The organism is Nocardia sp. NPDC127526 (assembly GCF_042672265.1).
GTDB lineage: Bacteria > Actinomycetota > Actinomycetes > Mycobacteriales > Mycobacteriaceae > Nocardia.
Genome location: NZ_JBHXVO010000009.1, coordinates 207,057 through 231,213 on the forward strand (window position 1 = coordinate 207,057; position 24,157 = coordinate 231,213).

Sequence of the window (24,157 nt, forward strand, 5' to 3'; positions counted from 1 at the left end):
GGATGGGGATCAGTGCGGAACCGAGACGGCCGAGACGAATTCGGCCAGCTGGGCGTCGGTGACATTCTTGGCGAGATCGGATTCGCAGATCATGCCGACCAGCTGCTTGCCGCCCTTGACGTCGATGACCGGCAGCCGCTTGATCTGATTCTGCTCCATGATGTCGAGGACGTCGGTGACCGAGGTGTCCACGTCGACCCAGCGCGGGGTGCCCTGTGCCAGATCGCCCGCGCGGACCCGGCTGGGGTCGTGGCCCTCGGCAATGCAGCGGACCACGATGTCACGGTCGGTGAGCATGCCGATCAAGCGGTCGTTATTGCAGATCGGCAGGGCGCCGACATCCATATTGCGCATCATTTGCGCCGCCCGGTCCAGGGTTTCGTCCGCGGGAATGCATTCCGCGGTGCGGTGCATGATGTCGCGAGCCTTCATAGCTTTCACAACAGCCTCCTGATTCGGTGGGTGATCCAGCACTTCTTCGGGCCACCCCACATCGTGACCCCGATCACACCCGAAGGTCAAACCGCAGGCGGCCGGTGCCGGGCACGCTCAGCCACACCGCGAACGCGAGCAGGCCGTCCAGGGCCAGCGCGAGCACGGCCACCAGAATGGCCCCGACCAGGACGCGGTCGTATTTGTAGAGGCCGATGCCGTCGAAGATATAGCGGCCCAGCCCACCCAGATTGACGTAGGCGGCAATGGTCGCGGTGGCCACGACCTGCAGGGTGGCCGCGCGCAGGCCGGTCAGCAGAATGGGCAGGGCATTGGGCAGCTCCACCCGCAGCAGCACCTGGTATTCGCGCATGCCCATGGCCCGGGAGGCGTCGACCACATCCGGATCCACATTGGCGATGCCCGCGTACGCGCCCGCCAGCAGCGGCGGAATGCCGACGGTGAGCAGCGCCAGCAGCGGCGGGATGAGGCCCAGGCCCATGAGCAGCACCAGGAAGGTGAGCAGGCCCAGGGTGGGCAGGGCGCGCATGGCATTGGCGAAGCCGACAATGAGCGCCGAGCCGCGGCGGGTGTGGCCGATGAGCAGCCCCAGCGGGACCGCGAGCAGCACCGATCCGGCGACGGTGAGGAAGCTGTACCAGAGGTGTTCGCCCAGGCGGGCGCCGATGCCGGTGGGACCGGACCAATTCGCGCCGGAGCTCAGGAAATCCCAGGCGTCGATGAAAAGGTTCATGCGCCCGCGCCTTTCCCCGGATCCATGGACGGATCGACCGCGGTGCGCAGCAATTGCATGCCGCCGCGCTTCTTGGTGGTGCGCACCCACGGGGTGGCCCAGCGGCCGATCAGGAACAGGGCGCGGTCGATGACCAGCGCCAGCGCCAGGACGACAATGATGCCGGCGACGATCTCGTCCGGATAGTCGCGCTGATAGCCCTGGGTGAACAGCTTGCCCAGCCCGCCCACGCCGATGAGCGCGCCGACGGTGACCATGGAGATATTGGTGACCGCCACGACCCGCAGGTTGGCCAGGAAAACCGGTAGGGCGAGCGGGAAGTCGACGGTCAGCGTGCGGCGCAGGCGGGTGTAGCCGATGGCGTCGGCCGCGTCGAGAACGGTGGCGGGCACCGAATCCAGGGCCGCGGGCACCGCCACCACCAGCAGCGCCACCGAGTAGATGGTCAGCGCGATGACCACATTGAGCGGATCGATGGTGGAGATGCCGACCAGCGGCGGGATGATGACGAACAGCGCCAGCGAGGGAATCGTGTAGGCGATGCCGGCGGCGGTGACGGTCACCCGGCGCAGCCACGGCACCCGATGCACCAGTGCGCCAAGGGGTATGGCGATCAGCAGGCCGATCAGCAGCGGCGCCAGCGCGAGGCCCAGATGGGTGCGCGTGAAGCCGGCGATCTCACCGAAGTTGTCGATCAGGTAGTTCATCGCGACCCCGGCATCAGCGGGACTCCTCGGAAAGGCCGTCGGAGAAGCCGTTCTCGAAGAAGTCGCGATTGCGTTCGCTGTCCTCCTCGCCGCGCTGGCGCGCCAGCTGCTCGAGCACATCGCCGGCCAATACGCCGCCGATGACAGCGCCGGAATCATCCACGGCCACACCGATTCCGGAGGGCGAGGAGACGGCGGCGTCGAGGGCCAGGCGTAGATCTCCGCCGGGCGGGAACAGCGATCCGCCCGCGGACATGCAGTCGTGCAGCGGTTTTCCGGCGCGGAAGCCCTCCACGCCGGTCACGTCGACCCAGCCCAGTGGATGCCGGCGTTCATCCACCGCGAGCACCCATTCGCCGAGTTCCAGTCGCAGCGCTCGGATTTCGTCGACGGTGGCGGTGCGGATGTCGTGCAGTCGCACACCCTCGGCGCTGCGGAACGACAGCGCCCGGTAGCCACGATCGCGCCCGACGAATTCGGCCACGAAATCGCTGGCGGGCTGGGCGAGAACGTATTGCGGGCGGTCGTACTGCTGCAGCCGCCCGCCCGGTCCGAAGACGGCGATGCGGTCGCCGAGGGTGACGGCCTCGTCGATATCGTGGGTGACGAAGACGATGGTCTTGCGCAATTCCGCTTGCAGCCGCAGCATTTCGGTCTGCAATTCGGCGCGCACCACCGGGTCGACGGCGCTGAACGGCTCGTCCATGAGCAGGATGGGCGGGTCGGCGGCCAACGCCCGCGCCACGCCGACGCGCTGCTGCTGGCCGCCGGACAGCTGCGCCGGATAGCGTTGCGCCAGACCGCGATCCAGGCCGACCCGGTCGAGCACCTCCAGCGCGGCCCGCCGCGCCTCGCCGCGCCGCTTGCCCTGCAGCATGGGCACGGTCGCGACATTGTCGACGACCGTGCGGTGCGGCAGCAGCCCGGCGCTCTGGATGACGTAGCCGATACCGAGTCGCAGCTGCACCGGATCGGTCGCCGAGATGTCCCGTCCGGCAACGGTGATCGTCCCCGAGCTGGGGGTGATCATGCGGTTGATCATCCGCATGGACGTGGTCTTACCGCAGCCGGAGGGACCGACGAATACCGTGAACGATCCGGACTCGATGCGCAGATCGAGATGCTGCACCGCGGTGGTGCCGTCCGGATAGGTCTTGGTGACGCCGCTGAACTCGATATCGGACACGCGGACCCTCCTATCCGACCGGCTTGTCGAGTCCCTGCGCCGCCACCCAGGTCTTCGCGGCGGCCGCGGGCTCGGTCTTGGCCGATCCCGACACCGCGGTATTGAGCGAGATCAGTTCTGCGGTGCTGAGTTTCGCCGAGACGGCATTGAGCACCGCCACCAGCTTGTCGCTCTTCTTGGCGGTATTGAACAGCGGCACCACGTTCTGCGCCGGGAAGTTGTTCTTCGGATCCTCCAGCACGACGAGGTTGTTCTCGGCGATGGCCTGGGAGGTGGTGAAGATATTGGCGGCGGTGACCTGTCCGTCGACCAGGGCGCGCACGGTGGCCGGGCCGCCGCCGTCGGCGATCGGCACGAAGTTGCTCGCCGAGATGTCGAGGTTGTAGTTCTTCTTCAGGCCGGGCAAGCCGACCGGGCGCTCCTGGAATTCGGCGGGCGCGGCGAACTTCACCTCGGCCGAATGCGCGGCCAGATCGCCGATGGTCTTCAGATTCCAGCGATCGGCGGTGGCGCGGGTGACCACCACCGCGTCGGAGTCCTCGCCCGGGGCCGGGGTGCCGATGCCGAGCTGCTCGCCGACCGCGGTCGCGAGCGCCTTGTCGACATCCGCGGCGGAGGTGGCGGTGGCGTTCTTGTCCAGGTACTGCAGCAGATTGCCGGTGTAGTCCGGGATCAGGCTGATGGCGCACTCGCGCAGTGCGGGCACGTATGCCTCGCGGCTGCCGATATTGAGCTTGGTGTCGACCTGGAAGCCATTGGCGCGCAGCGCTTCCGCATAGATATTGGCCACCGTCTCCGATTCCGGGAAGTTGGCCGAGCCGACGGTGATCTGATTGGCGTCGGTGGAGCAGCTGCCCCCGCCGGAGAGCGGATCGGAGTCGCCGCCACAGGCCGAGGACGCCATGGCCGCGGCCAGCGCCACCGCGGCGGCGAGAATACGGAGCACGGTCCGGGTGGTGCGCCTGCCATCGGCGCGCGTGGTGAGCGTGTGCACTGTCGTCCTTCCGAGCGGGATGCGTGCGGCCCGCCGGTACCTCCGTGGCGAACCTGAGTGTTCATACTGCCCGTTGTGCGCCGCGCCCGGGGCCTACTGTGGGTCGGTTTCGCGTTTCGGCGGTGTGAGACGGCAGACTATGGCGGGTGTTCGGCAGAACAGACTCTTTCGCGCAGCCTGATCGCAATGCCCGGCGGGCGCGCCGGGCGCTGGCGCGTTTCGCGCTGGCCGGCGCGGTGGCGGCGCTGGCCGTCGCCTGCGGCGATGACGATCCCGGCCCGGTGCTCACCATCGGCGCCGGCGATTCCGCGCAATCGCGGGTTCTCGCCGAAATCTACGCGGGCGCACTGTCGCGCACCGGCGCGCACACCGCCACCAGATCCGGGATAGAACAGCGCGGTTATCTCTCCGCCCTGGACTCCGACACCGTGAGCGTCCTGCCCGAGGTGAGCGGCGACCTGCTCACCGCCCTCGACTCGACGGCCACGGCCCGCAAACCCGACGACGTGATCACCGCCCTGAACCGCGCGCTCCCCGAAGGGCTGATCGTCTCCGATCCCGCCGACGGCACGGACCTGCGCCCCGCGGTCGTGGTCCCGGAATCCGCCGCAGCGCAATTCCCGTCCTCACTGCAGGACCTCGCACCCCGCTGCGCCGAACTCACCGTCGGCATCGCCACCGGCCCGGCGCTCGAACCGCTGCACGCCCCCCTCGATCCCGAGCGTGACGTGCTCGCCCCGCTGCGCACCGTCTACAACTGCGCTCTCCCGGCCCCGCGCACGTATTCCACCGCTGCGGACCTGCGAAACGCCCTGTCCACCGGTGAAGTTCAGCTGGCGGTCCTGTCCGGTCCGCCGGCCTACCTCCCCGAGGGCGGCCTCGCCGTGACCCCTCTCGCGGATCCGGACTACGCCTTCCGCGCCGCCAATGTGCTCCCCCTGCTGCGCAAGGCCGCCCTGACCGACCAGCAACTCCGCAAGCTCAACTACGTGGCGGGCGAACTCACCACCACCGAACTGGCGGACATGATCCGCCAGGTCCGCGACAACAATGTCGATCCGGCCGGCCTGGCCCGCAACTGGCTCGACGCCCACGCTCTGTAACTGCGCCCCAACAAAATTCACGCGTACCCTTGGCACCATCGGCGACACGGGGGCGGATCGTGAGCCTGGAGGACTGGCCGTGGCCGGAGGGCACCTTCCTGGCTCGGCTGTGCCCGGAATCCCGGCGGGACCTGCTCAAACTCGGCGCCCAGCAGTACTACGCCCCGGGCCGGACGCTGGTGCGCCACGGCGCCGACGCGACGAGCGTCTACCTGCTGCGTTCGCGCGACCAGACGGCCTCGGCCTGTGTGAAGATCTCCAATGCCGATGAGCAGCTGCTCGCCATCCGGGTCAGCGGCGATGTGATCGGTGAACTGGGCGCCCTGGATCCGGGATCGGCGCGGTCCGCCACCGCCACCGTCTGCACCGCCGCCATCGCCCACTGCATTCCGGGTGAGGTATTCCTGGCATTCCTGGACGCGCACGCCGATGGTTGGCAGGTGCTGTGCCGCACCATCGCCGACCGCCTCGCCTGGTCCGATCAGCGCCGCCTGGACTTCGGGGAATGCCCGGTCCATGTGCGGCTGGCGCGGCTGCTGGTGGAGTTCGCCGAATCCCACGGCCGGGCAATCACGCTCGTGCGCGCGCCCGGTGATCCGGAAATCGCGGCGCGGGAAGTCACCGTGCGACTTTCTTACAAGGAACTCGGAAATCTCATCGGCTCCCGGGTGGATGCCATCGGCCGCGCCATGACGACCATGCGGAAGGCGGAGCTGGCCTGCCTGCACAACGGGCACCTGGTGGTGCTCGACCTCGACGGATTGCGCGAGTTCGGCGGCCTGGTCTGAGGGCCGGAGTCCGGCCTTGCGCGCGAAATTTCACCCCTGCCGGACCGGATTTTTCAGGCGCTCTTGTGCTTTCACCGTGTCACTCTCGAGGTTCACCCATATCTCGGCGGCGGGAGGGCGTGGCGCAACGAATTTCAATCGGCAATGTCTCGGATTGATACCGGACCGGACCGGGCAGGCCGAAAGTTCGCTTACCGTGGAAGGTCCGGGGACAACTTCCGAATCGTGTGAAAGTCCGCCTGGTTTTTGGATTTTCAGGGACTTCTCAGTTTATTGCTGGAAGTTCCCGAGGTTGTTGCCCAGTTATTACTTCAGGAGGGGTTCATGTCGGAAAACGAATCGATGGCCGGGGGCGCGGAGGCCGATCGGTTGTACCGGAGTCTGGCCGATACGCACAGCCCGCTGGCGGCGGCGCTGATCGCGGCGGCCGTCACGGGGGAGTGGCCGCTGGACAGTTCGGCGCCGGTCAGTCGCGCAGGGCTGCGGATAGTGTCTGGTTCAGGGCCAGGGCGGGGAGGGAGTCGACGAGCATATCGATCAGTTCCGCGCGGGTGATGGGTTCGGAGCGCAGCCAGGTGAGGGTGGTCTCTTCGACGAAGGCGATCCAGCCGCGCACCGCCAGGGCGAGGCGGGGGCGGTCGGCGTCGGCGGCGGGGATGGGGGATTCGGTGAGGATGCGGTCGACCTGGGCCTGGCGATGGGCGTCGACCATGGCGACCAGGTCGGGGCTGGCGGAGGCCGGGCCGCGCAGCAGGGCCAGATACGAGGTGCGGTTCTCCGAGACGTAGTCCACGTAGCGCTGGATGGCGTCGCGGAGCATGTCGGGGAGGGCGAGATCGCGATTGGGGGTGGTGCGTTCCAGCAGCTGGGCATTGGCGTGCTGGACGATCGCGAGGTGGAAGTCCTGTTTGGTGGGGAAGTAGTGGAAGAGCAGGCCGCGGGAGATGCCTGCCTGTTCGGCGATCTCGCCGACCGAGATATCCTCGAGCGCGCGTTCGCGCAGCATGCGGGCACCGAGGGCGATCAGCTGGCTGCGCCGCTCGTCGGGGCTGAGGCGCACGCGTTTGGCTCCGGTCTCCGGTCTGGTCACGGTGCGTTCCTTGGTCACGGGTTCAGCTTACTGAACATGAGTCAATACTGTTGACTCGGGCTCAATAAGACCTTACGCTCGGGTACATGAGTCGCAAGGTTACAGACAAAGCTGTCGGCAACCGGCCTGTCCGGCATTCCCGCATCATCATCGTCGGCAGCGGGTTCTCGGGCCTGGGCATGGCGATCCGGCTGAGCCAGCAGGGTCGTGACGACTACCTGGTGCTCGAGCGCGGCCATGATGTCGGCGGCACCTGGCGCGACAACACCTACCCGGGTGCGGCCTGCGATGTGCCCTCGCAGCTGTACTCGTACTCCTTCGCACTCAATCCGGACTGGTCGCGCTCGTTCTCCAAGCAGCCGGAGATCCAGCGCTACATCCAGGGCGTCGCCGACAAATACGGCGTGCGCGACCGCCACGTCTTCGGCTGCGATATGACCGGCGCACAGTGGAACTCCGAGACCTCGCGCTGGGACATCCAGACCTCGCAGGGTCCGTTCACCGCCGACATCCTGATCTCCGCCGTGGGCGCGCTGTGCGAGCCGAACCTGCCGGATATCAAGGGCATCAACAGCTTCGAGGGCGAGATCTTCCACTCCGCGCGCTGGGATCACGACGCCGACCTGACCGGCAAGCGGGTCGCGGTGATCGGCACCGGCGCCTCGGCCATTCAGATCGTGCCGAATATCGCGAAGCAGGTCGCGCACCTGGACGTCTACCAGCGCACCGCGCCCTGGCTGCTGCCGCGCGCGGACCGGCCCTACACGCTGCCGGAAAAGCTGGCGTTCAAGCACATTCCGGGATTCCAGGCGCTCTCGCGCGCCGCCATCTACGCCGTGCGCGAGACCCAGGTGGTGGGCCTGGCCAAGTTCCCGCCCGCCATGCTGACCCTCGAGGCCGTCGCGCGCGCAAAGCTTTTCGCCGAGATCCGGGATCCGGAACTGCGCGCCAAGGCGACCCCGGACTTCCGCATCGGCTGCAAGCGCATGCTGATCTCCAACGACTACTACCCGGCGCTCTCGCGCGACAATGTCGACCTGGTCACCGACGGCATCAAGGAGATCAACGCCAACTCCATCGTCACCACCGACGGCACCGAGCGCGTGGTGGACGCCATCGTGGTGGCCACCGGCTTCCACGTCACCGACTCACCGGTGTTCGAGACCATTGCCGGGCGCGACGGCCGCACGCTCGCAGAGGTTTTCGACGAGGGCGGGCAGCAGGGCTACAAGGGCTCGGCGATCCACAATTACCCGAATATGTTCTTCCTGCTGGGCCCGAATGTCGGCCTGGGACACACCTCGATGGTGTACATGATCGAATCGCAGATCAACTACATTGCCGACGCGGTGGCGCAGATCGACGGCCTCGGGCTGCGGACCGTCGAGGTGCGCAAGGATGTGCAGGACGAGTTCAATGCCGGACTGCAGCAGAAGCTGGTCGGTTCGGTGTGGAGCACGGGCGGCTGCGCCTCCTGGTATCTCGACAAGCACGGCAACAACACCACACTGTGGCCGGATTTCACCTTCCGTTTCCGCAGTCTGCTCGAGAAATTCGATGTGTCCGCCTACGCGGTCAGCAAATAGGCCGAGCGGTCAGCAAACAACCCCCACCGGACGAAAGTAGTGAATCCGTGAGCAACGATGCTTACTTCAAGGACAAGGTCTGCGTGATCACCGGCGCCGGCTCCGGCATCGGCCGCGCCCTGGCGGAGAACCTGGCCCGTCGCGGCGCCAAGCTCGCGCTGTCGGACATCGACACCGAGGGCCTCGCCGAAACCGTCCGCCGCTGCGAGAAGTACGGCGTGCAGATCAAGTCCGATCGGCTCAATGTGGCCGAGCGCGAGGCCGTGCTGGTCTACGCCGACGAGGTGAAGAAGCACTTCGGCACGGTCCACCAGATCTACAACAATGCCGGCATCGCCCACCACGGCGACGTGATCTCCACGTCCTTCAAGGACATCGACCGGATCATGGACGTCGACTTCTACGGAGTCGTCAACGGCACCAAGGCCTTCCTGCCGCACCTGGTCGAATCCGGCGCGGGCCACGTGGTGAACATCTCCAGCCTGTTCGGCCTCATTGCCGTCCCCGGCCAGAGCGCCTACAACGCGGCCAAATTCGCGGTGCGCGGCTTCACCGAGGCGCTGCGCCAGGAAATGCTCATGTCCGGCCACAAGGTCAAGGTGACCTGCGTGCATCCCGGCGGCATCAAGACCGCGGTGGCCCGCAATGCCACCGTCGCCGAGGGGCTCGATCAGAAGAACCTGGCCGCGCTGTTCGACGCGAAGCTGGCCATGCACACCCCGGAGATGGCCGCGCAGACCATTACCGAGGGCGTCGCCCGCGGCCACGGTCGTGTGCTGATCGGCTGGGAGGCAAAGCTTCTCGACCTGTTCGTGCGCGGCACCGGCTCGTACTATCAGCGCATTGCCGCCATCGTGCAAAAGCGCGTCCTGCCGTAAGGAATCCGGTCATGCCCGACTTGTCGCTCCCGCTCCCCGTGGCCCGCGCGGTCTTCCATCCGATCTTCCGCGTCATCCTCAACGCCCGCCTGCCCTTCGCGGTGCAGCGGGCGCTCATGAACGCGGGCGCCCCGCTGCAGGGTGCGCCGCGCGGCACCCACGTGGAGCGGGTCCGGCTCGGCGGCCGCCCGGCCGAACGGGTGACGGTGGGCCCGAGCTCCGATATCGCCACCGTGCTGTACCTGCACGGCGGCGGTTACACCGTCGGATCCCCGGCCAGCCATCGCCCGCTGACGGCCTTCCTGGCGCGCGAAACCGGTTGCCCGGTGCAGGTTCTGGACTATCGCCTGGCGCCCGAGCATCCGTTCCCGGCCGCCCTGGACGATGCCGAGGCGGCGTTCCTGGAGCTGATCGCCTTCGGCTACCGTCCCGAACGCATTGCCATCGCCGGTGATTCGGCCGGCGGCGGGCTGTCGCTGGCGCTGGCCCTGCGGCTGCGGGATAAGCACGGTTTCGTCCCGGCCGCGCTGGGGCTCATCGCCCCGTGGGCCGATCCGAACGAAATCCCGGACCGGGCACGGGATCTGGTGATCAACAAGCCGTGGTCGCGCGCCTGCGCCGCCGCCTACCTGGGTGGCGGCGACGGCCGCGACACCGGCTACGCGCCGCTGCTCGGCGATCTGCACGGCCTGCCGCCGACCTATGTGCACGCCGATGTGGACGAGCTGCTGTACGACCAGTGCACCCGGCTGGTGGCGAAATTGCGCGAGTCGGGTGTGGACACCCGGTTCACCGAAACCGAGGGGCTCTGGCACGTCGCCCAGCTCCAGGCCGGTCTGGTGGCCCCCGCCGCCGCCATCACCACCGAGCTCGGCGGCTTCCTGCGCCGCGCGCTGCGGCCCGCGCCGACCCGCTCGGCCGGATAGCCGGAAATACCCCGGCCGGTGCCCGCGACCTGCGTGGGAACCGGTCAGTAGACGGCTCATTCTCCGTAGGATGGGTGCCGTATTCGCCGCGACGGCCCGGTACCGCGCGCCGGGACAAGACTGTGCGGTCGGTCCGACGCGGCCGTTGAACGTGGCGTACATTACTTGCCAGTAACGCACTGTGGAAGGGCAACGATGCGAGAGTTCGAAGTCCCGGCTTCTTACACCATCCCGGAAAGCGCCAATATGTCGGACGGAGCATTCCGGCATGCGGAGAAGACGCCGAACCTGGTGGTTTTCAATACTCCGGACGGCAACGGCGGCTGGAACGATGTCACCGCGGCGGAGTTCGCGAAGACCGTGACCAGCGTGGCCAAGGGGCTCGTCGCCTCCGGTGTCGAACTCGGTGATCGCGTCGCCATCATGGCCGCCACCAGCTACGACTGGGTCGTCCTCGACTTCGCCATCTGGGCCGCCGGCGGTTGCACCGTCGCCATCTTCGACAGCTCCTCGGCCGAGCAGTGCCGGTGGATCCTGTCCGACTCCGCCACCAAGCTCACCGTGGTCGAGAACGACAAGCATCGCGCCACCATCGCCGAAATCGAAGGCGGGCTGAGCGAGATGAAGGAGGTGCTGCAACTCGACAAGAGCGCCATCGCCGATCTCGTCGCGCGCGGCGCCGATCTCGACGATGCCGTGGTGCACGAGCGCCGCGCCCAGGTGCAGGCGGCTTCCCCGGCCACCCTGATCTACACCTCCGGCACCACCGGGCGGCCGAAGGGCGTCATGCTCTCGCACGCCAACCTGTACGCCGAATCCGCCGCCGACCGCGCGGCCATGAGCGAATTCCTGCGGCCGGGCCGCAAGTCGCTGCTGTTCCTGCCGCTGGCCCACGTGTTCGCGCGGGCCGTCGCGCTGGCCGCCTTCGACGCCGGCGTCACCGTCGCGCACACCTCCGACTGGACCACGCTGGTGGAGCAGTTCGGCCAGTACAAGCCGGATTTCATCCTCTCGGTGCCGCGCGTGTTCGAGAAGGTCTTCAATGGCGCCAAGCAGAAGGCGCACGACGGCGGCAAGGGCAAGATCTTCGACTATGCCGCCGAGGTCGCCATTCAGTACAGCCGGGCGCTGCAGGACGGCAAGCCCGGTCTGGTGCTGAAGTTGCAGCACAGCCTGTTCGACAAGCTGGTGTACAGCAAGCTGCGCGAGGCCATGGGCGGCCGCTGCCTGTCCGCGGTCTCCGGCGGCGGTCCGCTGGGCGCGCGCCTGGGCCACTACTTCCGCGGCGCCGGCGTCACCATCTACGAGGGCTACGGCCTGACCGAGTCCACCGCGGCCGTCAGCGTGAACACCCCCCAGCACATCAAGGTCGGCTCGGTGGGCCGCCCGCTGCCGGGGCACGCCGCCAAGGTCGCCGAGGACGGCGAGCTGCTCATCAAGGGCCCGGTCGTGTTCGGCGGTTACTGGAACAACCCGGAGGCCTCCGCCGACGCCTTCGCGGACGGCTGGTTCAAGACCGGCGACCTGGGCGCCATCGACGAGAACGGCTTCATCTCCATCGTCGGCCGCAAGAAGGAAATCATCGTCACCGCCGGCGGCAAGAACGTCTCCCCGGCCATGCTCGAGGACTCCCTGCGCCAGCACCCGCTGATCAGCCAGGTCATGGTGGTCGGCGACGGCCAGCCCTTCATCGGCGCGCTCATCACCCTGGATCAGGAGGCGCTGCCGGGCTGGAAGGAGCGCAACGGCATCTCCGCCGACACCACCATGGCGCACCTGATCGAGAATCCGGCGCTGGTGGCCGAGATCAACGAGGCGGTGGCCAATACCAACAAGCTGGTCTCGCACGCCGAGGCCATCAAGAAGATCCGCATCCTCCCGGTCGACTGGACCCAGGAGGGCGGCGAGCTCACCCCGAAGATGTCGCTCAAGCGCAATGTCGTGATGAAGCAGTACGCCGCGGATGTGGACGCGATCTACGGCTGATTCACCGATGAATCCCGGCAGCGGCCGTCGTCCCCATTACGGGGGCGGCGGCCGCCGCCGTTTCCCGGAAATCCCGTCGAGCGAGGAGGCACCGTGAACCTGAACCCCTACCTGTTCTTCAACGGCAACGCCGAGGAGGCATTCACCTTCTACCAGAACGTTTTCGGTGGTGAACCGCAGCTCACCCGCTTCGGCGAGATGGGCGACGGCGCACGCCTTCCGGAGGAAGCCAAGAACCTGGTCGCCCACGTAGCCCTCCCGCTGCGCGGCACCTCCCACCTGCTGATGGGCTCCGATTGCCCGCCCGGCCAGACGGTCGACACCGCCAACCCGGCCTACGCCGTCTCGGTCGATATGGACGACCGCGAGGAAGCCGAACGCGTCTTCACCGAACTGTCGGCGGGCGGCGAAGTCTCCCTCCCCTTCGGCAAAACCGAATGGGCCGAGGGCTTCGGCATGCTCACCGACAAGTTCTCGGTGCCGTGGATGGTCGGTTACACCCCGGCCTCCTAGCCCGTCTCAACCGAGGAACCCGGCGAGCACGGGAATGGCGGCCGCCGGGCAGTCCTCGTGCACCGTGTGACCGCAGCCCGGCAACACCCGTGCGGTCGCATCGGGAATGCGGGCGGCCAGCCGCTCCGCCTGCGAGGACGGCAGCCAGCTGTCCTGTCCGCCCCACAAGACCAGGGTGGGCGCGCCGACCCGCGCCAATCCGGCATCGGTGAGCCCGAAATCCAGATTGCGCCACAGCGCCAGGAATCCGTCCCGGTTCTCCGGGCGGGAGAACGGCGCATAGCCCTCGTCGATCATCTCGTCGGTGACGAGTTCCTGGTGGACGAAGGTGCCGCGGATACTCTCGGCGTAGAAGGAGCGGTCGGTCAGCTTCGTGGCCAGCTCACCGAGTACCGGTGTCGTGAAAAGCGGTGTGACCGGAGCCTTTTCCGCGTCCAGACCCGGCGAGTCGAGCAATGCCAGCCGCTCGACCCGGTCCGGGTGCCGCTCGGCGAAGTACAGACTCCACGCACCGCCCCAGGAGTGGCCGACCAGCGCGACGCGCGGGAGTTCGACGGCATCGAGGAAGGCGCCGATCGCCTCCGACATCGCCGGCAGATCGTAGGCGAAATCGCGGCGGTGCAGCTCGGTGTATCCCTGGCTGGGCAGATCGACCGCGTAGACGGTGTGCCGTTGCGCCAGCTCGGGAATCACGTCACGCCAGGAGTAGCCCCACAACGCGCCGCCCGCGACCAGGACCACGGGGGACCCGCTGCCGGTGACGGTGTAGTGGAATCGGGCGAGATCGGTATCGGCATAACGGGATTCGACCCGCGACAGGTACTGCGAGCGATAGTCCGACTCCGGTGGTTCCCACGCGTAGGCGAGCGGGATCGCGACTGCCGACAGCACGGACAGCGTGGCGGTCAGCGCGATCGCGAGCCGCCGGAACCAGGTTGTGTATTGCATCGTGCACTCCGCTCCGGGGTAATGGCCTTACACCTGGAGGACGAGGCGGCCCGCCCGAACGTGACGGTGGGTGAGCGGCGTCACCGCGCGGGCAGGCGGTCCAGGAAATCGGCGATGAGACCGGCGATTTCGCGCAGGTGGGTTTCCAGTGCGAAATGGCCGGTGTCGAAGAGATGGAGGTCGGCGTCGGGGACGTCGGCCAGGTAGGCGTGTGCGCCGGGGGCGGGGAAGAAGGGGTCGTCGGCGCCCCAGGTGATGAGGGTGGGCGGGCGGTGTTCGCGGAGCCAGGACTGCCATTCGGGGTAGCGGGCGACGTTCGAGTGGTAGTCGAAGGCGAGGGCTACCTGGGCTTCCTTGCGGCCGGGGAGATCGAGGTAGTGCTGGTCCAGGGTCCAGCTGTCGGGGGAGAGCAGGGACGGGTCGGCGACGCCGTGTTCGTATTGGCCGCGGGTGCCCTCGAGGGTGAGCAGGCCGCGGATGCTGTCCTCCGCGCCGTCCTGATCGGGGCGCAAGGCGATGAAATCCTTTGCGCCGTCGGAGAGTCCGGATTCGTAGGCATTGCCGTTCTGGACGATGAGGCCGGTGATCCACTCCGGGTGGCGGGTGGCCAGGCGGAAGCCGACGGGGGCGCCGAAGTCGAAGACGTAGAGGGCGAATCGGGTCAGGCCGAGCTGGTGGACGAAGCCCTCGGTGATGTCGGCCAGGCGGTCGAAGGAGTAGGCGAAATCGGCTGGGGCGACGGTGTTTCCGAAGCCGGGGTAGTCGGGGGCGATGAGGCGGTAGTGGTCGCCCAGGGTGTCGATGAGACGGCGGAACTGGTGTGAGCCGGAGGGGAAACCGTGCAGTAGCAACAGGATCGGTGCGTCGGGGCGGGTGGGAACGGATTCGCGGTAGAAGACCTCGACGCCTTCGACGTCGACGCTTCGGTGCCGGACGAGGGGGAGCTCGCTCATGACTCACATGCTTTCTTGCGGAGATGTTGCATTAGTTTCTAGCTCGGCCGCTTCTAATGTGTCAAGCCGGTGAGTTAGCATTAGTGGCGTGAGCGCTCTCGAACCGCTGATCGGTGAACCGCTGGCCCTGGATCTGGTCAACACACGGCCGGTCGGTGCCGACCTGCTCGCAACTCCCGAACAGCTGGCCGCCTGGGTGAGGCGGCAATCCGACCGCCTGACCGAGCCGATGCCGGACGTACTCGATCATGTTGATCTCGCCGCCGTCCACGCGGTCCGCGACCACACCGCCGCCGCCCTCGCCGCCCTCCTGCAGGACCGCCGCCCACCTGACGCCGCTGTCGACGGGCTGGCGGCGGCCCAGTCGGCCGCCCCCGCCATCCGGGTACTGAATTGGGACGAAACAACATTCGTCGCCACGTCGACGAGGGTTGGTCCCGCTGGTGTGCGACTATCCGCGGCCCTCGCCGAAGCCGCCGTCGACCTCCTGATCGACCCGGCCCTCACCAAGCTGAAGCGCTGCGCCGCCGACGACTGCGTCATGCTCTTCCTTCCCGCCCACCCTCGCCGCCAGTGGTGCTCGCCCGACCGCTGCGGCAACCGCGCACGCGTGGCCCGCTATTACCAGCGCCACAAATCCGGCACCGCCTAGCGGCACGCGACGCACGCGCACCGAACCAGCGCGGGTCCGCGCGTGCAGGCGCCATGGCTCAGGGGCTGGTGGGTGTGGGTTCGCCGCCGCTGGGTCGGGTGGGCGTGGTTCGTCACCGTTCTGTCACACCTTTGCTCGGGTGTATCCGGCGAATCCGGCAGTAGGGTCGCGTTCATGACCGGTCGCGGGCTGCGGATAGCGAGTGGAATAGTGGCCGCCGGGGTGATCCTCGGCGTCGCCGAACTAGTGTCCGTGCTGATCAGCCCGGACAGTACGCCCTTGCAGGCGGTGGGCGACTGGGTCGTGGACAACACCCCGGATGGGGTGCGGGAGTGGGCGATCGACCTCTTCGGCACCAATGACAAACTGGTGCTGTTCGTTTCGATGGGCGCGGTGGCCGTGGGCGTCGCGGCGCTGGCGGGGCTGCTGGAACGGGTGCGGCGGCCGATCGGGTCGGCGCTGTTCGTCGCCTTCGGGATCCTGTCGGTGCTCGCCGCCCTCACTCGTCCGCCCGCCGCGTGGACGTGGGCCATACCGTCGGTGCTCGGCGTCTGGGCGGGAATCGCGGTGCTGCGCATGTTCACTCGGCGCATCGCCGCCTATGAGGACGTTGCCGCCGAATCCCGGGACGGCGCCGCGGGTGCGGCGAAAGTCGCCGCGGATGACGCGAAAGTCGCAGGGGGCGACGCGAGAATCGCTGGTGGCGATGCGGAAGTCGCTGGGGTGCAGTCGACTACGTCGTCGGATGTGGAGCTGGAGCGGCGGCAGGTCATGCGCGCCATTGCCATTGCCGCGGCCGCGGGCGTCGGCGCCGGACTCGCCGGGCGGTTGTTCGGATTGCGGTCCCGGGATGTGTCGGGTGAGCGGGCCGGGGTGCAGCTGCCGTCGCCGTCCGGGCCGATGACGGGCGTGGATCCCGCGGCGGATCTGCGGATTCCGGGGCTGGCCTCCTATGTCACGCCGAATTCGGATTTCTACCGGATCGATACCGCGCTGACGGTCCCGCAGGTCAGCAAGGAGAACTGGTCGCTGCGGATTCACGGCATGGTGGATCGCGAAATCACGCTCACCTATGCCGATCTCGCCGCGCGCACTCCCATCGAACGGCTGGTCACCCTGGCCTGCGTCTCCAATCCGATCGGCGGGGATCTGGTCGGCAATGCGAAATGGCTGGGCTACCGGCTCGATGAACTGCTCGCCGAGGCCGGACCGCATCCCGACGCCGATATGGTGCTCTCCCGCAGCATCGACGGCTGGACGGCGGGCAGCCCGCTCGCGGTCATGACCGACGGCCGCGACGCCATGCTCGCGGTCGGCATGAACGGCGAACCGCTCCCGGTCGCGCACGGCTATCCGGCCCGGCTGGTGGTGCCCGGCCTCTACGGCTACGTCTCCGCCACCAAATGGGTGACCGAACTGGAGATCACCAGATTCGATCGCGCCGAAGCGTATTGGACCAAACGCGGCTGGTCGGAACGCGGCCCGATCAAGACCGCGTCCCGCATCGACACGCCCGGCGCGCGCAGCCGCCTCGAGCCCGGCCGCATCACCATTGCCGGGGTCGCCTGGGCCCAGCATCGCGGCATCAGCGCGGTGGAGGTGCGCATCGACGACGGCGAATGGCAGCCCGCCCGCCTCGCCGCCGAACCGACCATCGACTCCTGGCGGCAGTGGGTCTACGACTGGGACGCCACCTCCGGCCAGCACACCATCTGGGCCCGCGCCACCGACGGCACCGGGGCGGTGCAGACCGACCAACGCCGGGATGTGGTGCCGGACGGGGCAACCGGCTACCCGTCGATCACCGTGCGAATCGGCTGAATCGTGCCCGGCACCCGGTATGTTTATGTCAAGGTGACACCTGATTTCGTGAGGCCCGGGTAACTCGCCGGGTACATCCAGAATGGTTTTGGCAATCAACCGCCGGCACGCGTGCCCAACGATCTACGGCACCCATGCCGTGCGCCAAAGTCGCGGAGAGGCGGAACAGCGCGCGTGTCTGGAGTACTCGAATGGGCGCGGGCAGAAAACCTGCAGCCCGAACCGATCACGCTCGATGTCTGGAAGAAGTTGCCCCGCGACTTCTGTCGGCTGGTCGAAGTGGTGAACGGCGATGTGGTGCGAGCCGAAGCGCCCGCACAGCCACATCGCAATGCGGCCACGCGCATTGCGTCCATGCTGGAGGCCGCCGCAGAAAAACATATGAGCCGCTACAACGATGGCTGGCTGTACGTCGGTCTCGATCAAGACGTGCTGCTGTGGGAGCTACCGCGAATCACGGTGCGGCGCCCGGATATCGCGCTGTTCTCCTGCTCGCCCAATGACTCCGGGCTGCTGTCCGCCGCCCGGGTCAAGATCGCGATCGAAGTGGTGTCGCCGGTGACCGAACGCGTCGACACCGCCGACAAGCAGGCCGAGTACGCACTGGCCGGAATCCCCTGGTACTGGCTGGTGTACATGGATCGCGACCGGGTCAGCGCCATTCAGACCCATGTGCTGGTGCTCGGCCACTACCGCCCGCACCGGCGGCTCGTGCACATCGCGGGGGAGACCGTCGTGGACATGCCGATCGAGATCCGCATCGACTGGACGAGGTTGTTCGGGCTCGTCTACTGACCCGGATCAGTTCGCGATATCCGCCCTGGCGGGTGCGGGCGGCTGCTTGCGGTCGCCCTCGGGATGGCCGATGAACAGCGCGGCCGCCGCCACGCCGACCAGCAGGATCGCCGCCGGCAGATACATGGACTGACTCAGCGCGGTGCTGACCTTGTCGAGAATCTGCTCGGGCATTGCCGCCGCACCCGCGCCGCCCTCGCCGATGGGACCGCTCGCCAGCCCCTGCGCCGCGAACCTGGACGACATGAGCGCGGCCACCGCGGCCGAGCCGAGCACCGAGCCGACCTGGCGGGTGGTGTTGTAGATGCCCGCGCCCGCACCGGCCTGCTGCACCGGCAGATTGTGCGTCGCGGTGGTGGCCAGCGGCGCCCAGATGCAGGCATTGGCGATGCCGGCGACGCCGCCGATGGCGAGGAAGGCGGCGAGCGGCGAATCCGGTGTCATGAGCGCCGCGAAGCCGAACACGGTCGCCGCGAAGGCCGCGAAGCCGATGGTCGGAATCACGCGCGGCGGCATGCGATCCGAGAGCTTGCCGATGAGCGGTGCGAACACGCCGGTCAGTATGGCCATGGGCGCGAAGACCAGCGCTGACTTGGTCGGGGTCAGATCCCGGACCGCCTGCAGGTAGAAGTAGGCGGGCACGAAGATGGCCGTCACCGCCGCGCCCATGGCCGCGATGGCCAGATTGGACAGTGCGAAGTTGCGATCCTTGAACAAGCCCAGCGGCACCAGCGGTTCACCGGTGTTGCGGGACTGGTTGACCACGAACAGCGCCAGCACCACCAGGCCGCCGATGATCAGCGCCCAGATGACGCCGTCCCAGTCCCGGTTATTGCCTTCCTGAATGCCGAAGACCAGGAGAAACAGGCCAATGCCGCTGAGCGCCACGCCGACCAGATCGAACTTGTGCTCATTCGTGGGCAGCGCCGGCACCAGCCAGACCGCGAGCGCGAAGGCGATAATGCCGACCGGCACGTTCACATAGAAGATCCACTCCCAGCCGTGGCTGTCCACCAGGAAGCCGCCCAGGATCGGGCCGACCAGGGTGGCCAGGCCGGCCACGCCGCCCCACAGGCCCATGGCCGCGCCGCGCTTGTCCGGCGGGAAGGTACGGGTGATGACGGCCATGGTCTGCGGCGTCATGAGCGCCGCACCCAGGCCCTGCACGGCGCGCGCCGCGATGAGCATGTTGATGCTGTTGGATTCCGCGCACCACAGTGACGCGAGGGTGAACACGGCCAGGCCGATGAGGTAGATGTTCTTGGGCCCGAATCGATCTCCGAGCCGCCCGGTCACCAGCAGCGGCACCGCATAGGTGAGCAGGTAGGCGCTGGTCACCCAGATGACGCTGTTGATATCGGCGTGCAGATCCCGCATGATCGCCGGATTGGCCACCGCGACGATGGTCATGTCGAGCAGGATCATGAAGAACCCGACGACCAGCGCGTACAGCGCGAGCCATGGATTGCGTTGAGTGGACATGGAATTGGTTCCTATCTCGGTCGGGTGGCCGGGGCCGGGTCGTTGGGATCCCAGGGCGTCGCGCCGCTCTCCAGTTCGGCGATGAACCCGCGCAACCACTCGGCCTCGGTGCTGATCCGGGATTGCAGGTAATCGAGGACTATCCAGAATCGGCGCGGCACATCGCGTTTGGCGGCGTGGTCGCGCATGGCCTCGATTTCGGTACGCCGGCCTTCGAGCCAGGTGATCCGCTCGCTCAGCAGCGTGATGACCTCGTCGGCCGGTAGGTTGTGCGCCTCGGCGAGCCCGACGGGAAAGATGGGGTATTCCTTCACGGGCTGCCTGAGGATGCTCGTGATGCGCTCGCGCAGCGCCGCGCGCCCCGCCTCGGTAATGCGATAGGTGGTGCGCTCGGGCCGATTTCCGGCCCGGTCCGTGCCCTCCGCCACCACCAGGCCGCCCTCGGCCAGCCGGGCCACGCCGTGATAGAGCGATCCGGGCTTGACCTTCACCAGTTCGTCCTCATGCCGCGTCATGAGCAGCTGATACATCTCGTACGGATGCATCGGCCGCTCCTCGAGCAGCGCGAGCACCGCGATCGACAACGGCGTCAGCCCCGCCCCCGCCGGCTTCTCGCCCACCGCTGACCTCCAAGATCCTCCGTGCCAAATATTCCACGTGGAATATACGACTGTGGAATAGGCCCCGGCAACCCCCGCTCGCTGGACTGTGAGTCGCCTCACTCGATCGTGAAACCCCTTGTCGCAGCGCACTTCTCACCCCGCTGTCCCGAAAACCGACCGGTAGCATCACCTTTCGCAAGGGAAGTGACAGAAAGAGGTACCCGATATGTCGGACCAGGAACAGCAGGCTCAGGAAGTCACCGCCGCCGAAGGCGTGGCCGCCATGATGGCCGCCTGGAACATCCAGAGCCCGGCCGACTCCGCCAAGGAGCAGGGCGACGCGCAGGACGCCCAGCCCTGACCGGCGTTCCGCCGCAACGAGAACAGCCCGCCGAGTCGAATGACTCGGCGGGCTGTGTCGTTCGCGCTGTTACGCGGGAAACCTAGACCGTGGGGGCGAAGGCTTCCTCGACGATCTCCTGCTGCTCGACGGCGTGCACCTTGGACGAACCCGAGGACGGGGCCGACATGGCGCGACGCGAGATGCGGCGCAGCTTGCCGAAGCGGGCCGGGAGGATCTCCGGGAGGTTGAGACCGAAGAAGGGCCAGGCGCCCTGGTTGGCCGGTTCTTCCTGGATCCAGACGAGGTCGGTGGCATTGGTGTAGCCCTCGAGCGCCTCGTTCAGGCGGAACTTCGGAATCGGGTACAGCTGCTCGACGCGGACGATGGCCACGTCGTCGCGGTTGTTCTTGTTCTTCTCGGCGACCAGCTCGTAGTAGAGCTTGCCGGAGGTGAGCAGCACGCGCTTGACCTTCGCGCGATCGCCGTCGCCCGACTCGTAGGTCGGCTCCTCCAGGACGGTGCGGAACTTGTTGTCCGTGAAGTCCTCGACATCGGAGACGGCGGCCTTGTTGCGCAGCATGGACTTCGGGGTGAAGACCACGAGCGGGCGGCGGATGCCGTCCAGGGCGTGGCGGCGCAGCAGGTGGAAGTAGTTCGACGGCGTGGACGGCACCGCCACGGTCATCGAGCCCTCGGCGCACAGCTGCAGGAACCGCTCGATACGACCGGAGGTGTGGTCCGGGCCCTGACCCTCGTGACCGTGCGGCAGCAGCAGCACGACCTCGGAGAGCTGACCCCACTTGGCCTCACCGGAGGAGATGAACTCGTCGATGATGGTCTGCGCGCCATTGACGAAGTCGCCGAACTGCGCCTCCCACAGCACGAGCGCATCCGGATTGCCCAGCGAGTAGCCGTATTCGAAGCCGACGGCCGCGTACTCCGACAGCGCCGAATCGTGCACCGCGAACCAGCCCGGGTTGGCGGAGCCGATGTTGTGCAGCGGGGTGTACTCGCCACCGGTCTTGCGGTCGATGATGACCGCGTGCCGCTGGGTGAAGGTGCCGCGGCGGGAGTCCTGACCGGTCAGGCGCACCGCGCGGCCCTCGTCGATCAGGGTGCCGAAGGCCAGCAACTCGGCCATGGCCCAGTCGATCTTGCCCTCGTAGGCCATCTCGCGACGGCGCTCCATGACCGGCTTGACGCGCGGATGCACCGTGAAGCCCTCGGGGGAGTTCACGAATGCGTCGCCGATGCGCTGCAGCACGGTCTTGTCCACGGCGGTGACCAGCGTGGACGGCATCTGCTGCTCGTCCTCCACCGACTCCGACGGCTCCGGCGGGTACTTCTCCAGCTCGCGCACCTCATTGAAGATCCGCTCCAGCTGCCCCTGGTAGTCGCGCAGGGCGTCTTCGGCTTCCTTCAGGGAGATGTCGCCACGACCGATCAGGCTCTCGGTGTAGGACTTGCGCACCGAGCGCTTGGTGTCGATGACGTCGTACATCTCCGGCTGCGTCATCGACGGGTCGTCGCCCTCGTTGTGCCCGCGGCGGCGGTAGCAGATGAGGTCGATGACGACGTCCTTCTGGAACTTCTGCCGGAAGTCGACGGCCAGCTTGGCCACCCACACGCAGGCTTCCGGATCGTCGCCGTTCACGTGGAAGATCGGCGCGCCGATGAACTTCGCGATATCCGTGGAGTATTCGGTGGAGCGCGAGTACTCCGGCGCGGTGGTGAAGCCGATCTGGTTGTTCACCACGATGTGCACGGTGCCGCCGGTGCGGTAGCCGCGCAGACCGGACAGGTTCAGGGTTTCGGCGACCACACCCTGGCCGGCGAAGGCCGCGTCACCGTGCAGCATGAGCGGCACGACCGAGAAGGTGCGCGCCTCTTCGCCCTTGGTGACCAGGTCTTCCTTGGTGAGCAGGTCCTGCTTGGCGCGGACCAGACCCTCCAGCACCGGGTCGACGGCCTCGAGGTGCGAGGGGTTGGCGGTCAGCGACACCTGAATGTCGTTGTCGCCGAACATCTGGATGTAGGTGCCCTGCGCGCCCAGGTGGTACTTCACGTCACCGGAGCCGTGCGTGGCGGCCGGGTTCATATTGCCCTCGAACTCGGTGAAGATCTTCGAGTAGGGCTTGCCCACGATATTGGCCAGCACGTTCAGGCGGCCGCGGTGCGGCATGCCGATGACGACTTCGTCGAGGGCGTGCTCGGCGCACTGGTCGATGACGCCGTCCATCATCGGGATGACGGCCTCGGCGCCTTCCAGCGAGAAGCGCTTCTGGCCCACGTACTTGGTCGCCAGGAAGGTCTCGAACGCCTCGGCCGCATTGAGCCGGGACATGATGTACTTCTGCTCGGCGACGGTCGGCTTCTCGTGCTTCTGCTCGACCCGGTCCTGAATCCACTGCAGCTGCTCGGGATCGAGGATGTGGGTGTACTCCACGCCCACGTGGCGACAGTAGGCATCGCGCAGGATGGACAGCACATCGCGCAGCTTCATGCGCTCCTGGCCGTGGAAGCCCGCGACATTGAACTCGCGGTCCAGGTCCCACAGGGTCAGGCCGTGCTGGGTGACATCGAGGTCGGGATGTGAGCGGAACTTGTCCTTCACCAGCCGCAGCGGGTCGGTGTCGGCCATGAGGTGACCGCGGTTGCGGTAGGCGGCGATGAGCTCCTGCACGCGGACGCTCTTGTCGATGCCGCGTTCCTTGATGTCCTTGCGCCAGCGCACCGGCTCGTAGGGGACACCCATGCCGTGGAAGATCTCGTCGTAGAGCTCGTCGGAGATCAGCAGCTTGTGGATGGTGCGCAGGAAGTCGCCGGACTCCGCGCCCTGGATGATGCGGTGGTCGTAGGTCGAGGTCAGCGTCATGAGCTTGCCGATGCCGATCTCGGCGAGCTGCTCATCGCTCATGCCCTGGAACTCGGCCGGGTACTCCATGGCGCCCGCGCCGATGATGGCGCCCTGACCCTGCATGAGGCGCGGCACCGAGTGGTTGGTGCCGATGGTGCCCGGGTTGGTCAGCGAGATGGTGACGCCGGCGAAGTCGTCGGCGGTCAGCTTGCCGTCGCGCGCGCGGCGCACGATGTCCTCGTACGCATTGTGGAACTGCGCGAAATTCATGGTCTCGCAGTTCTTGATGGCCGCGACCACCAGCGAACGGTTGCCGTCCTTGCCGGGCAGGTCGATGGCCAGGCCGAGGTTGGTGTGCGCGGGGGTGACCGCGTTCGGCTTGCCGTCGACCTCGGCGAAGTGCCGGTTCATGTTCGGGAACGACTTGATCGCCTGCACGATGGCGTAACCCAGCAGGTGGGTGAAGGAGATCTTGCCGCCGCGGGTGCGCGCGAGGTGGTTGTTGATGACCAGACGGTTGTCGATCATCAGCTTGGCCGGGATGGCGCGGACCGAGGTGGCGGTCGGGATGGCCAGCGACGCCGACATGTTCTTCACGACGGCGGCGGCCGGGCCGCGTAGCACCTTGGTCTCGTCCTCGGCGGTGGGCTTGGGGCCACCGGAGGTCGGCGCGGCATTGGAGGTCGGGGCCGGAGTCGTCTGCGGAGCGCGCACCTGCGCGGGCGCCGGAGCCGGGGCGGGTGCGGGCGCGGCGGCTGCGG

General features: G+C 67.5%; 22 protein-coding genes. 11 read left to right on the forward strand and 11 right to left on the reverse strand.

All coding sequences use genetic code 11. The features are described from left to right. Window positions 1-9: 9 nt before the first annotated feature. The 5 genes from ACFVIV_RS18700 to ACFVIV_RS18720 form a co-directional block, all read right to left on the reverse strand. On the reverse strand, window positions 10-432 hold the full coding sequence (locus tag ACFVIV_RS18700) for a CBS domain-containing protein (RefSeq protein WP_379197882.1): 423 nt from the start codon (window positions 430-432) through the stop codon (window positions 10-12). A 73-nt stretch (window positions 433-505) separates the two neighbouring features. Beyond that, window positions 506-1,186: an ABC transporter permease gene (locus ACFVIV_RS18705; protein WP_379197816.1), complete on the reverse strand. Its 681-nt coding sequence runs from the start codon at window positions 1,184-1,186 to the stop codon at window positions 506-508. After that, window positions 1,183-1,893, reverse strand: a complete 711-nt coding sequence (locus ACFVIV_RS18710) for an ABC transporter permease (RefSeq protein ID WP_379197818.1) — start codon at window positions 1,891-1,893, stop codon at window positions 1,183-1,185. The genes ACFVIV_RS18705 and ACFVIV_RS18710 overlap by 4 nt, the downstream gene beginning before the upstream one ends. Window positions 1,894-1,906: 13 nt before the next feature. Next, window positions 1,907-3,079 carry an ABC transporter ATP-binding protein gene (locus ACFVIV_RS18715; RefSeq protein WP_379197820.1) on the reverse strand — a complete coding sequence of 391 codons (1,173 nt, stop codon included), beginning with the start codon at window positions 3,077-3,079 and terminating at the stop codon, window positions 1,907-1,909. Between the two features lie 10 nt (window positions 3,080-3,089). Further along, on the reverse strand, window positions 3,090-3,983 hold the full coding sequence (locus ACFVIV_RS18720) for an ABC transporter substrate-binding protein (protein WP_379197884.1): 894 nt from the start codon (window positions 3,981-3,983) through the stop codon (window positions 3,090-3,092). A gap of 236 nt (window positions 3,984-4,219) precedes the next feature. Between ACFVIV_RS18720 and ACFVIV_RS18725 the strand changes: the two genes are divergently transcribed. Further along, window positions 4,220-5,176, forward strand: a complete 957-nt coding sequence (locus tag ACFVIV_RS18725; RefSeq protein ID WP_379197822.1) for a glycine betaine ABC transporter substrate-binding protein — start codon at window positions 4,220-4,222, stop codon at window positions 5,174-5,176. A 59-nt stretch (window positions 5,177-5,235) separates the two neighbouring features. Continuing rightward, window positions 5,236-5,964, forward strand: a complete 729-nt coding sequence (locus ACFVIV_RS18730; RefSeq protein WP_379197824.1) for a Crp/Fnr family transcriptional regulator — start codon at window positions 5,236-5,238, stop codon at window positions 5,962-5,964. A gap of 466 nt (window positions 5,965-6,430) precedes the next feature. On the opposite strand, the gene ACFVIV_RS18735 is transcribed toward ACFVIV_RS18730, so the two are convergent. Beyond that, window positions 6,431-7,072 (reverse strand): TetR/AcrR family transcriptional regulator, encoded by a 642-nt coding sequence (locus ACFVIV_RS18735; protein WP_379197826.1) that lies wholly within the window; start codon window positions 7,070-7,072, stop codon window positions 6,431-6,433. A 68-nt stretch (window positions 7,073-7,140) separates the two neighbouring features. On the opposite strand from ACFVIV_RS18735, the gene ACFVIV_RS18740 reads away from it, so the two are divergent. The 5 genes from ACFVIV_RS18740 to ACFVIV_RS18760 all read left to right on the forward strand — a co-directional run bounded on the left by ACFVIV_RS18740 (window position 7,141) and on the right by ACFVIV_RS18760 (window position 12,943). Then, entirely contained in the window at window positions 7,141-8,640 is a 1,500-nt protein-coding gene (locus ACFVIV_RS18740; protein WP_379197828.1) for a flavin-containing monooxygenase, read from the forward strand. A 47-nt stretch (window positions 8,641-8,687) separates the two neighbouring features. Then, the gene (locus ACFVIV_RS18745) at window positions 8,688-9,518 is read left to right on the forward strand and encodes an SDR family NAD(P)-dependent oxidoreductase (RefSeq protein WP_379197830.1); all 831 of its coding nucleotides are present in this window, start codon (window positions 8,688-8,690) and stop codon (window positions 9,516-9,518) included. Between the two features lie 11 nt (window positions 9,519-9,529). Beyond that, window positions 9,530-10,444 (forward strand): alpha/beta hydrolase, encoded by a 915-nt coding sequence (locus ACFVIV_RS18750; RefSeq protein WP_379197832.1) that lies wholly within the window; start codon window positions 9,530-9,532, stop codon window positions 10,442-10,444. A 195-nt stretch (window positions 10,445-10,639) separates the two neighbouring features. Further along, a complete protein-coding gene (locus ACFVIV_RS18755) occupies window positions 10,640-12,430 on the forward strand; it encodes an AMP-dependent synthetase/ligase (RefSeq protein ID WP_379197834.1) in 1,791 nt (596 codons plus the stop codon). Between the two features lie 93 nt (window positions 12,431-12,523). After that, window positions 12,524-12,943 (forward strand): VOC family protein, encoded by a 420-nt coding sequence (locus ACFVIV_RS18760; RefSeq protein WP_379197836.1) that lies wholly within the window; start codon window positions 12,524-12,526, stop codon window positions 12,941-12,943. Window positions 12,944-12,949: 6 nt separating this feature from the next. Here the strand turns inward: ACFVIV_RS18760 and ACFVIV_RS18765 are convergent, their stop codons facing one another. Together ACFVIV_RS18765 and ACFVIV_RS18770 are read right to left on the reverse strand one after the other, a co-directional pair. After that, window positions 12,950-13,891, reverse strand: a complete 942-nt coding sequence (locus ACFVIV_RS18765; protein ID WP_379197838.1) for an alpha/beta fold hydrolase — start codon at window positions 13,889-13,891, stop codon at window positions 12,950-12,952. 80 nt (window positions 13,892-13,971) lie between these two features. Beyond that, complete coding sequence (locus ACFVIV_RS18770; RefSeq protein WP_379197840.1) at window positions 13,972-14,844, reverse strand: alpha/beta fold hydrolase; 873 nt, start codon at window positions 14,842-14,844, stop codon at window positions 13,972-13,974. Window positions 14,845-14,932: 88 nt separating this feature from the next. On the opposite strand from ACFVIV_RS18770, the gene ACFVIV_RS18775 reads away from it, so the two are divergent. The 3 genes from ACFVIV_RS18775 to ACFVIV_RS18785 all read left to right on the forward strand — a co-directional run bounded on the left by ACFVIV_RS18775 (window position 14,933) and on the right by ACFVIV_RS18785 (window position 18,112). Next, window positions 14,933-15,496 (forward strand): CGNR zinc finger domain-containing protein, encoded by a 564-nt coding sequence (locus ACFVIV_RS18775; protein WP_379197842.1) that lies wholly within the window; start codon window positions 14,933-14,935, stop codon window positions 15,494-15,496. Window positions 15,497-15,670: 174 nt separating this feature from the next. After that, window positions 15,671-17,317, forward strand: a complete 1,647-nt coding sequence (locus tag ACFVIV_RS18780) for a molybdopterin-dependent oxidoreductase (protein ID WP_379197844.1) — start codon at window positions 15,671-15,673, stop codon at window positions 17,315-17,317. A gap of 174 nt (window positions 17,318-17,491) precedes the next feature. Then, entirely contained in the window at window positions 17,492-18,112 is a 621-nt protein-coding gene (locus ACFVIV_RS18785) for a Uma2 family endonuclease (protein ID WP_379197846.1), read from the forward strand. Window positions 18,113-18,118: 6 nt separating this feature from the next. Here ACFVIV_RS18785 and ACFVIV_RS18790 read toward each other — a convergent pair whose 3' ends face one another. Both ACFVIV_RS18790 and ACFVIV_RS18795 read right to left on the reverse strand, forming a co-directional pair. Next, complete coding sequence (locus ACFVIV_RS18790; RefSeq protein ID WP_379197848.1) at window positions 18,119-19,594, reverse strand: DHA2 family efflux MFS transporter permease subunit; 1,476 nt, start codon at window positions 19,592-19,594, stop codon at window positions 18,119-18,121. Window positions 19,595-19,605: 11 nt separating this feature from the next. Further along, window positions 19,606-20,214, reverse strand: a complete 609-nt coding sequence (locus tag ACFVIV_RS18795; protein ID WP_379197850.1) for a PadR family transcriptional regulator — start codon at window positions 20,212-20,214, stop codon at window positions 19,606-19,608. A 208-nt stretch (window positions 20,215-20,422) separates the two neighbouring features. Between ACFVIV_RS18795 and ACFVIV_RS18800 the strand changes: the two genes are divergently transcribed. After that, on the forward strand, window positions 20,423-20,557 hold the full coding sequence (locus ACFVIV_RS18800) for a hypothetical protein (RefSeq protein WP_379197852.1): 135 nt from the start codon (window positions 20,423-20,425) through the stop codon (window positions 20,555-20,557). Window positions 20,558-20,639: 82 nt separating this feature from the next. Here ACFVIV_RS18800 and ACFVIV_RS18805 read toward each other — a convergent pair. Beyond that, window positions 20,640-24,157 (reverse strand): multifunctional oxoglutarate decarboxylase/oxoglutarate dehydrogenase thiamine pyrophosphate-binding subunit/dihydrolipoyllysine-residue succinyltransferase subunit (locus ACFVIV_RS18805; RefSeq protein WP_379197854.1); only part of this gene is annotated, 3,518 nt, incomplete at its 5' end.

Coding starts and splice junctions, on each gene's coding strand:
- ACFVIV_RS18700 (WP_379197882.1), bottom strand. CDS start 432: ATGAAGGCTCGCGACATCATGCACCGCACCGCGGAATGCATTCCCGCG.
- ACFVIV_RS18705 (WP_379197816.1), bottom strand. CDS start 1,186: ATGAACCTTTTCATCGACGCCTGGGATTTCCTGAGCTCCGGCGCGAAT.
- ACFVIV_RS18710 (WP_379197818.1), bottom strand. CDS start 1,893: ATGAACTACCTGATCGACAACTTCGGTGAGATCGCCGGCTTCACGCGC.
- ACFVIV_RS18720 (WP_379197884.1), bottom strand. CDS start 3,983: ATGGCGTCCTCGGCCTGTGGCGGCGACTCCGATCCGCTCTCCGGCGGG.
- ACFVIV_RS18740 (WP_379197828.1), top strand. CDS start 7,141: ATGAGTCGCAAGGTTACAGACAAAGCTGTCGGCAACCGGCCTGTCCGG.
- ACFVIV_RS18750 (WP_379197832.1), top strand. CDS start 9,530: ATGCCCGACTTGTCGCTCCCGCTCCCCGTGGCCCGCGCGGTCTTCCAT.
- ACFVIV_RS18755 (WP_379197834.1), top strand. CDS start 10,640: ATGCGAGAGTTCGAAGTCCCGGCTTCTTACACCATCCCGGAAAGCGCC.
- ACFVIV_RS18765 (WP_379197838.1), bottom strand. CDS start 13,891: ATGCAATACACAACCTGGTTCCGGCGGCTCGCGATCGCGCTGACCGCC.
- ACFVIV_RS18770 (WP_379197840.1), bottom strand. CDS start 14,844: ATGAGCGAGCTCCCCCTCGTCCGGCACCGAAGCGTCGACGTCGAAGGC.
- ACFVIV_RS18780 (WP_379197844.1), top strand. CDS start 15,671: ATGACCGGTCGCGGGCTGCGGATAGCGAGTGGAATAGTGGCCGCCGGG.
- ACFVIV_RS18790 (WP_379197848.1), bottom strand. CDS start 19,594: ATGTCCACTCAACGCAATCCATGGCTCGCGCTGTACGCGCTGGTCGTC.
- ACFVIV_RS18800 (WP_379197852.1), top strand. CDS start 20,423: ATGTCGGACCAGGAACAGCAGGCTCAGGAAGTCACCGCCGCCGAAGGC.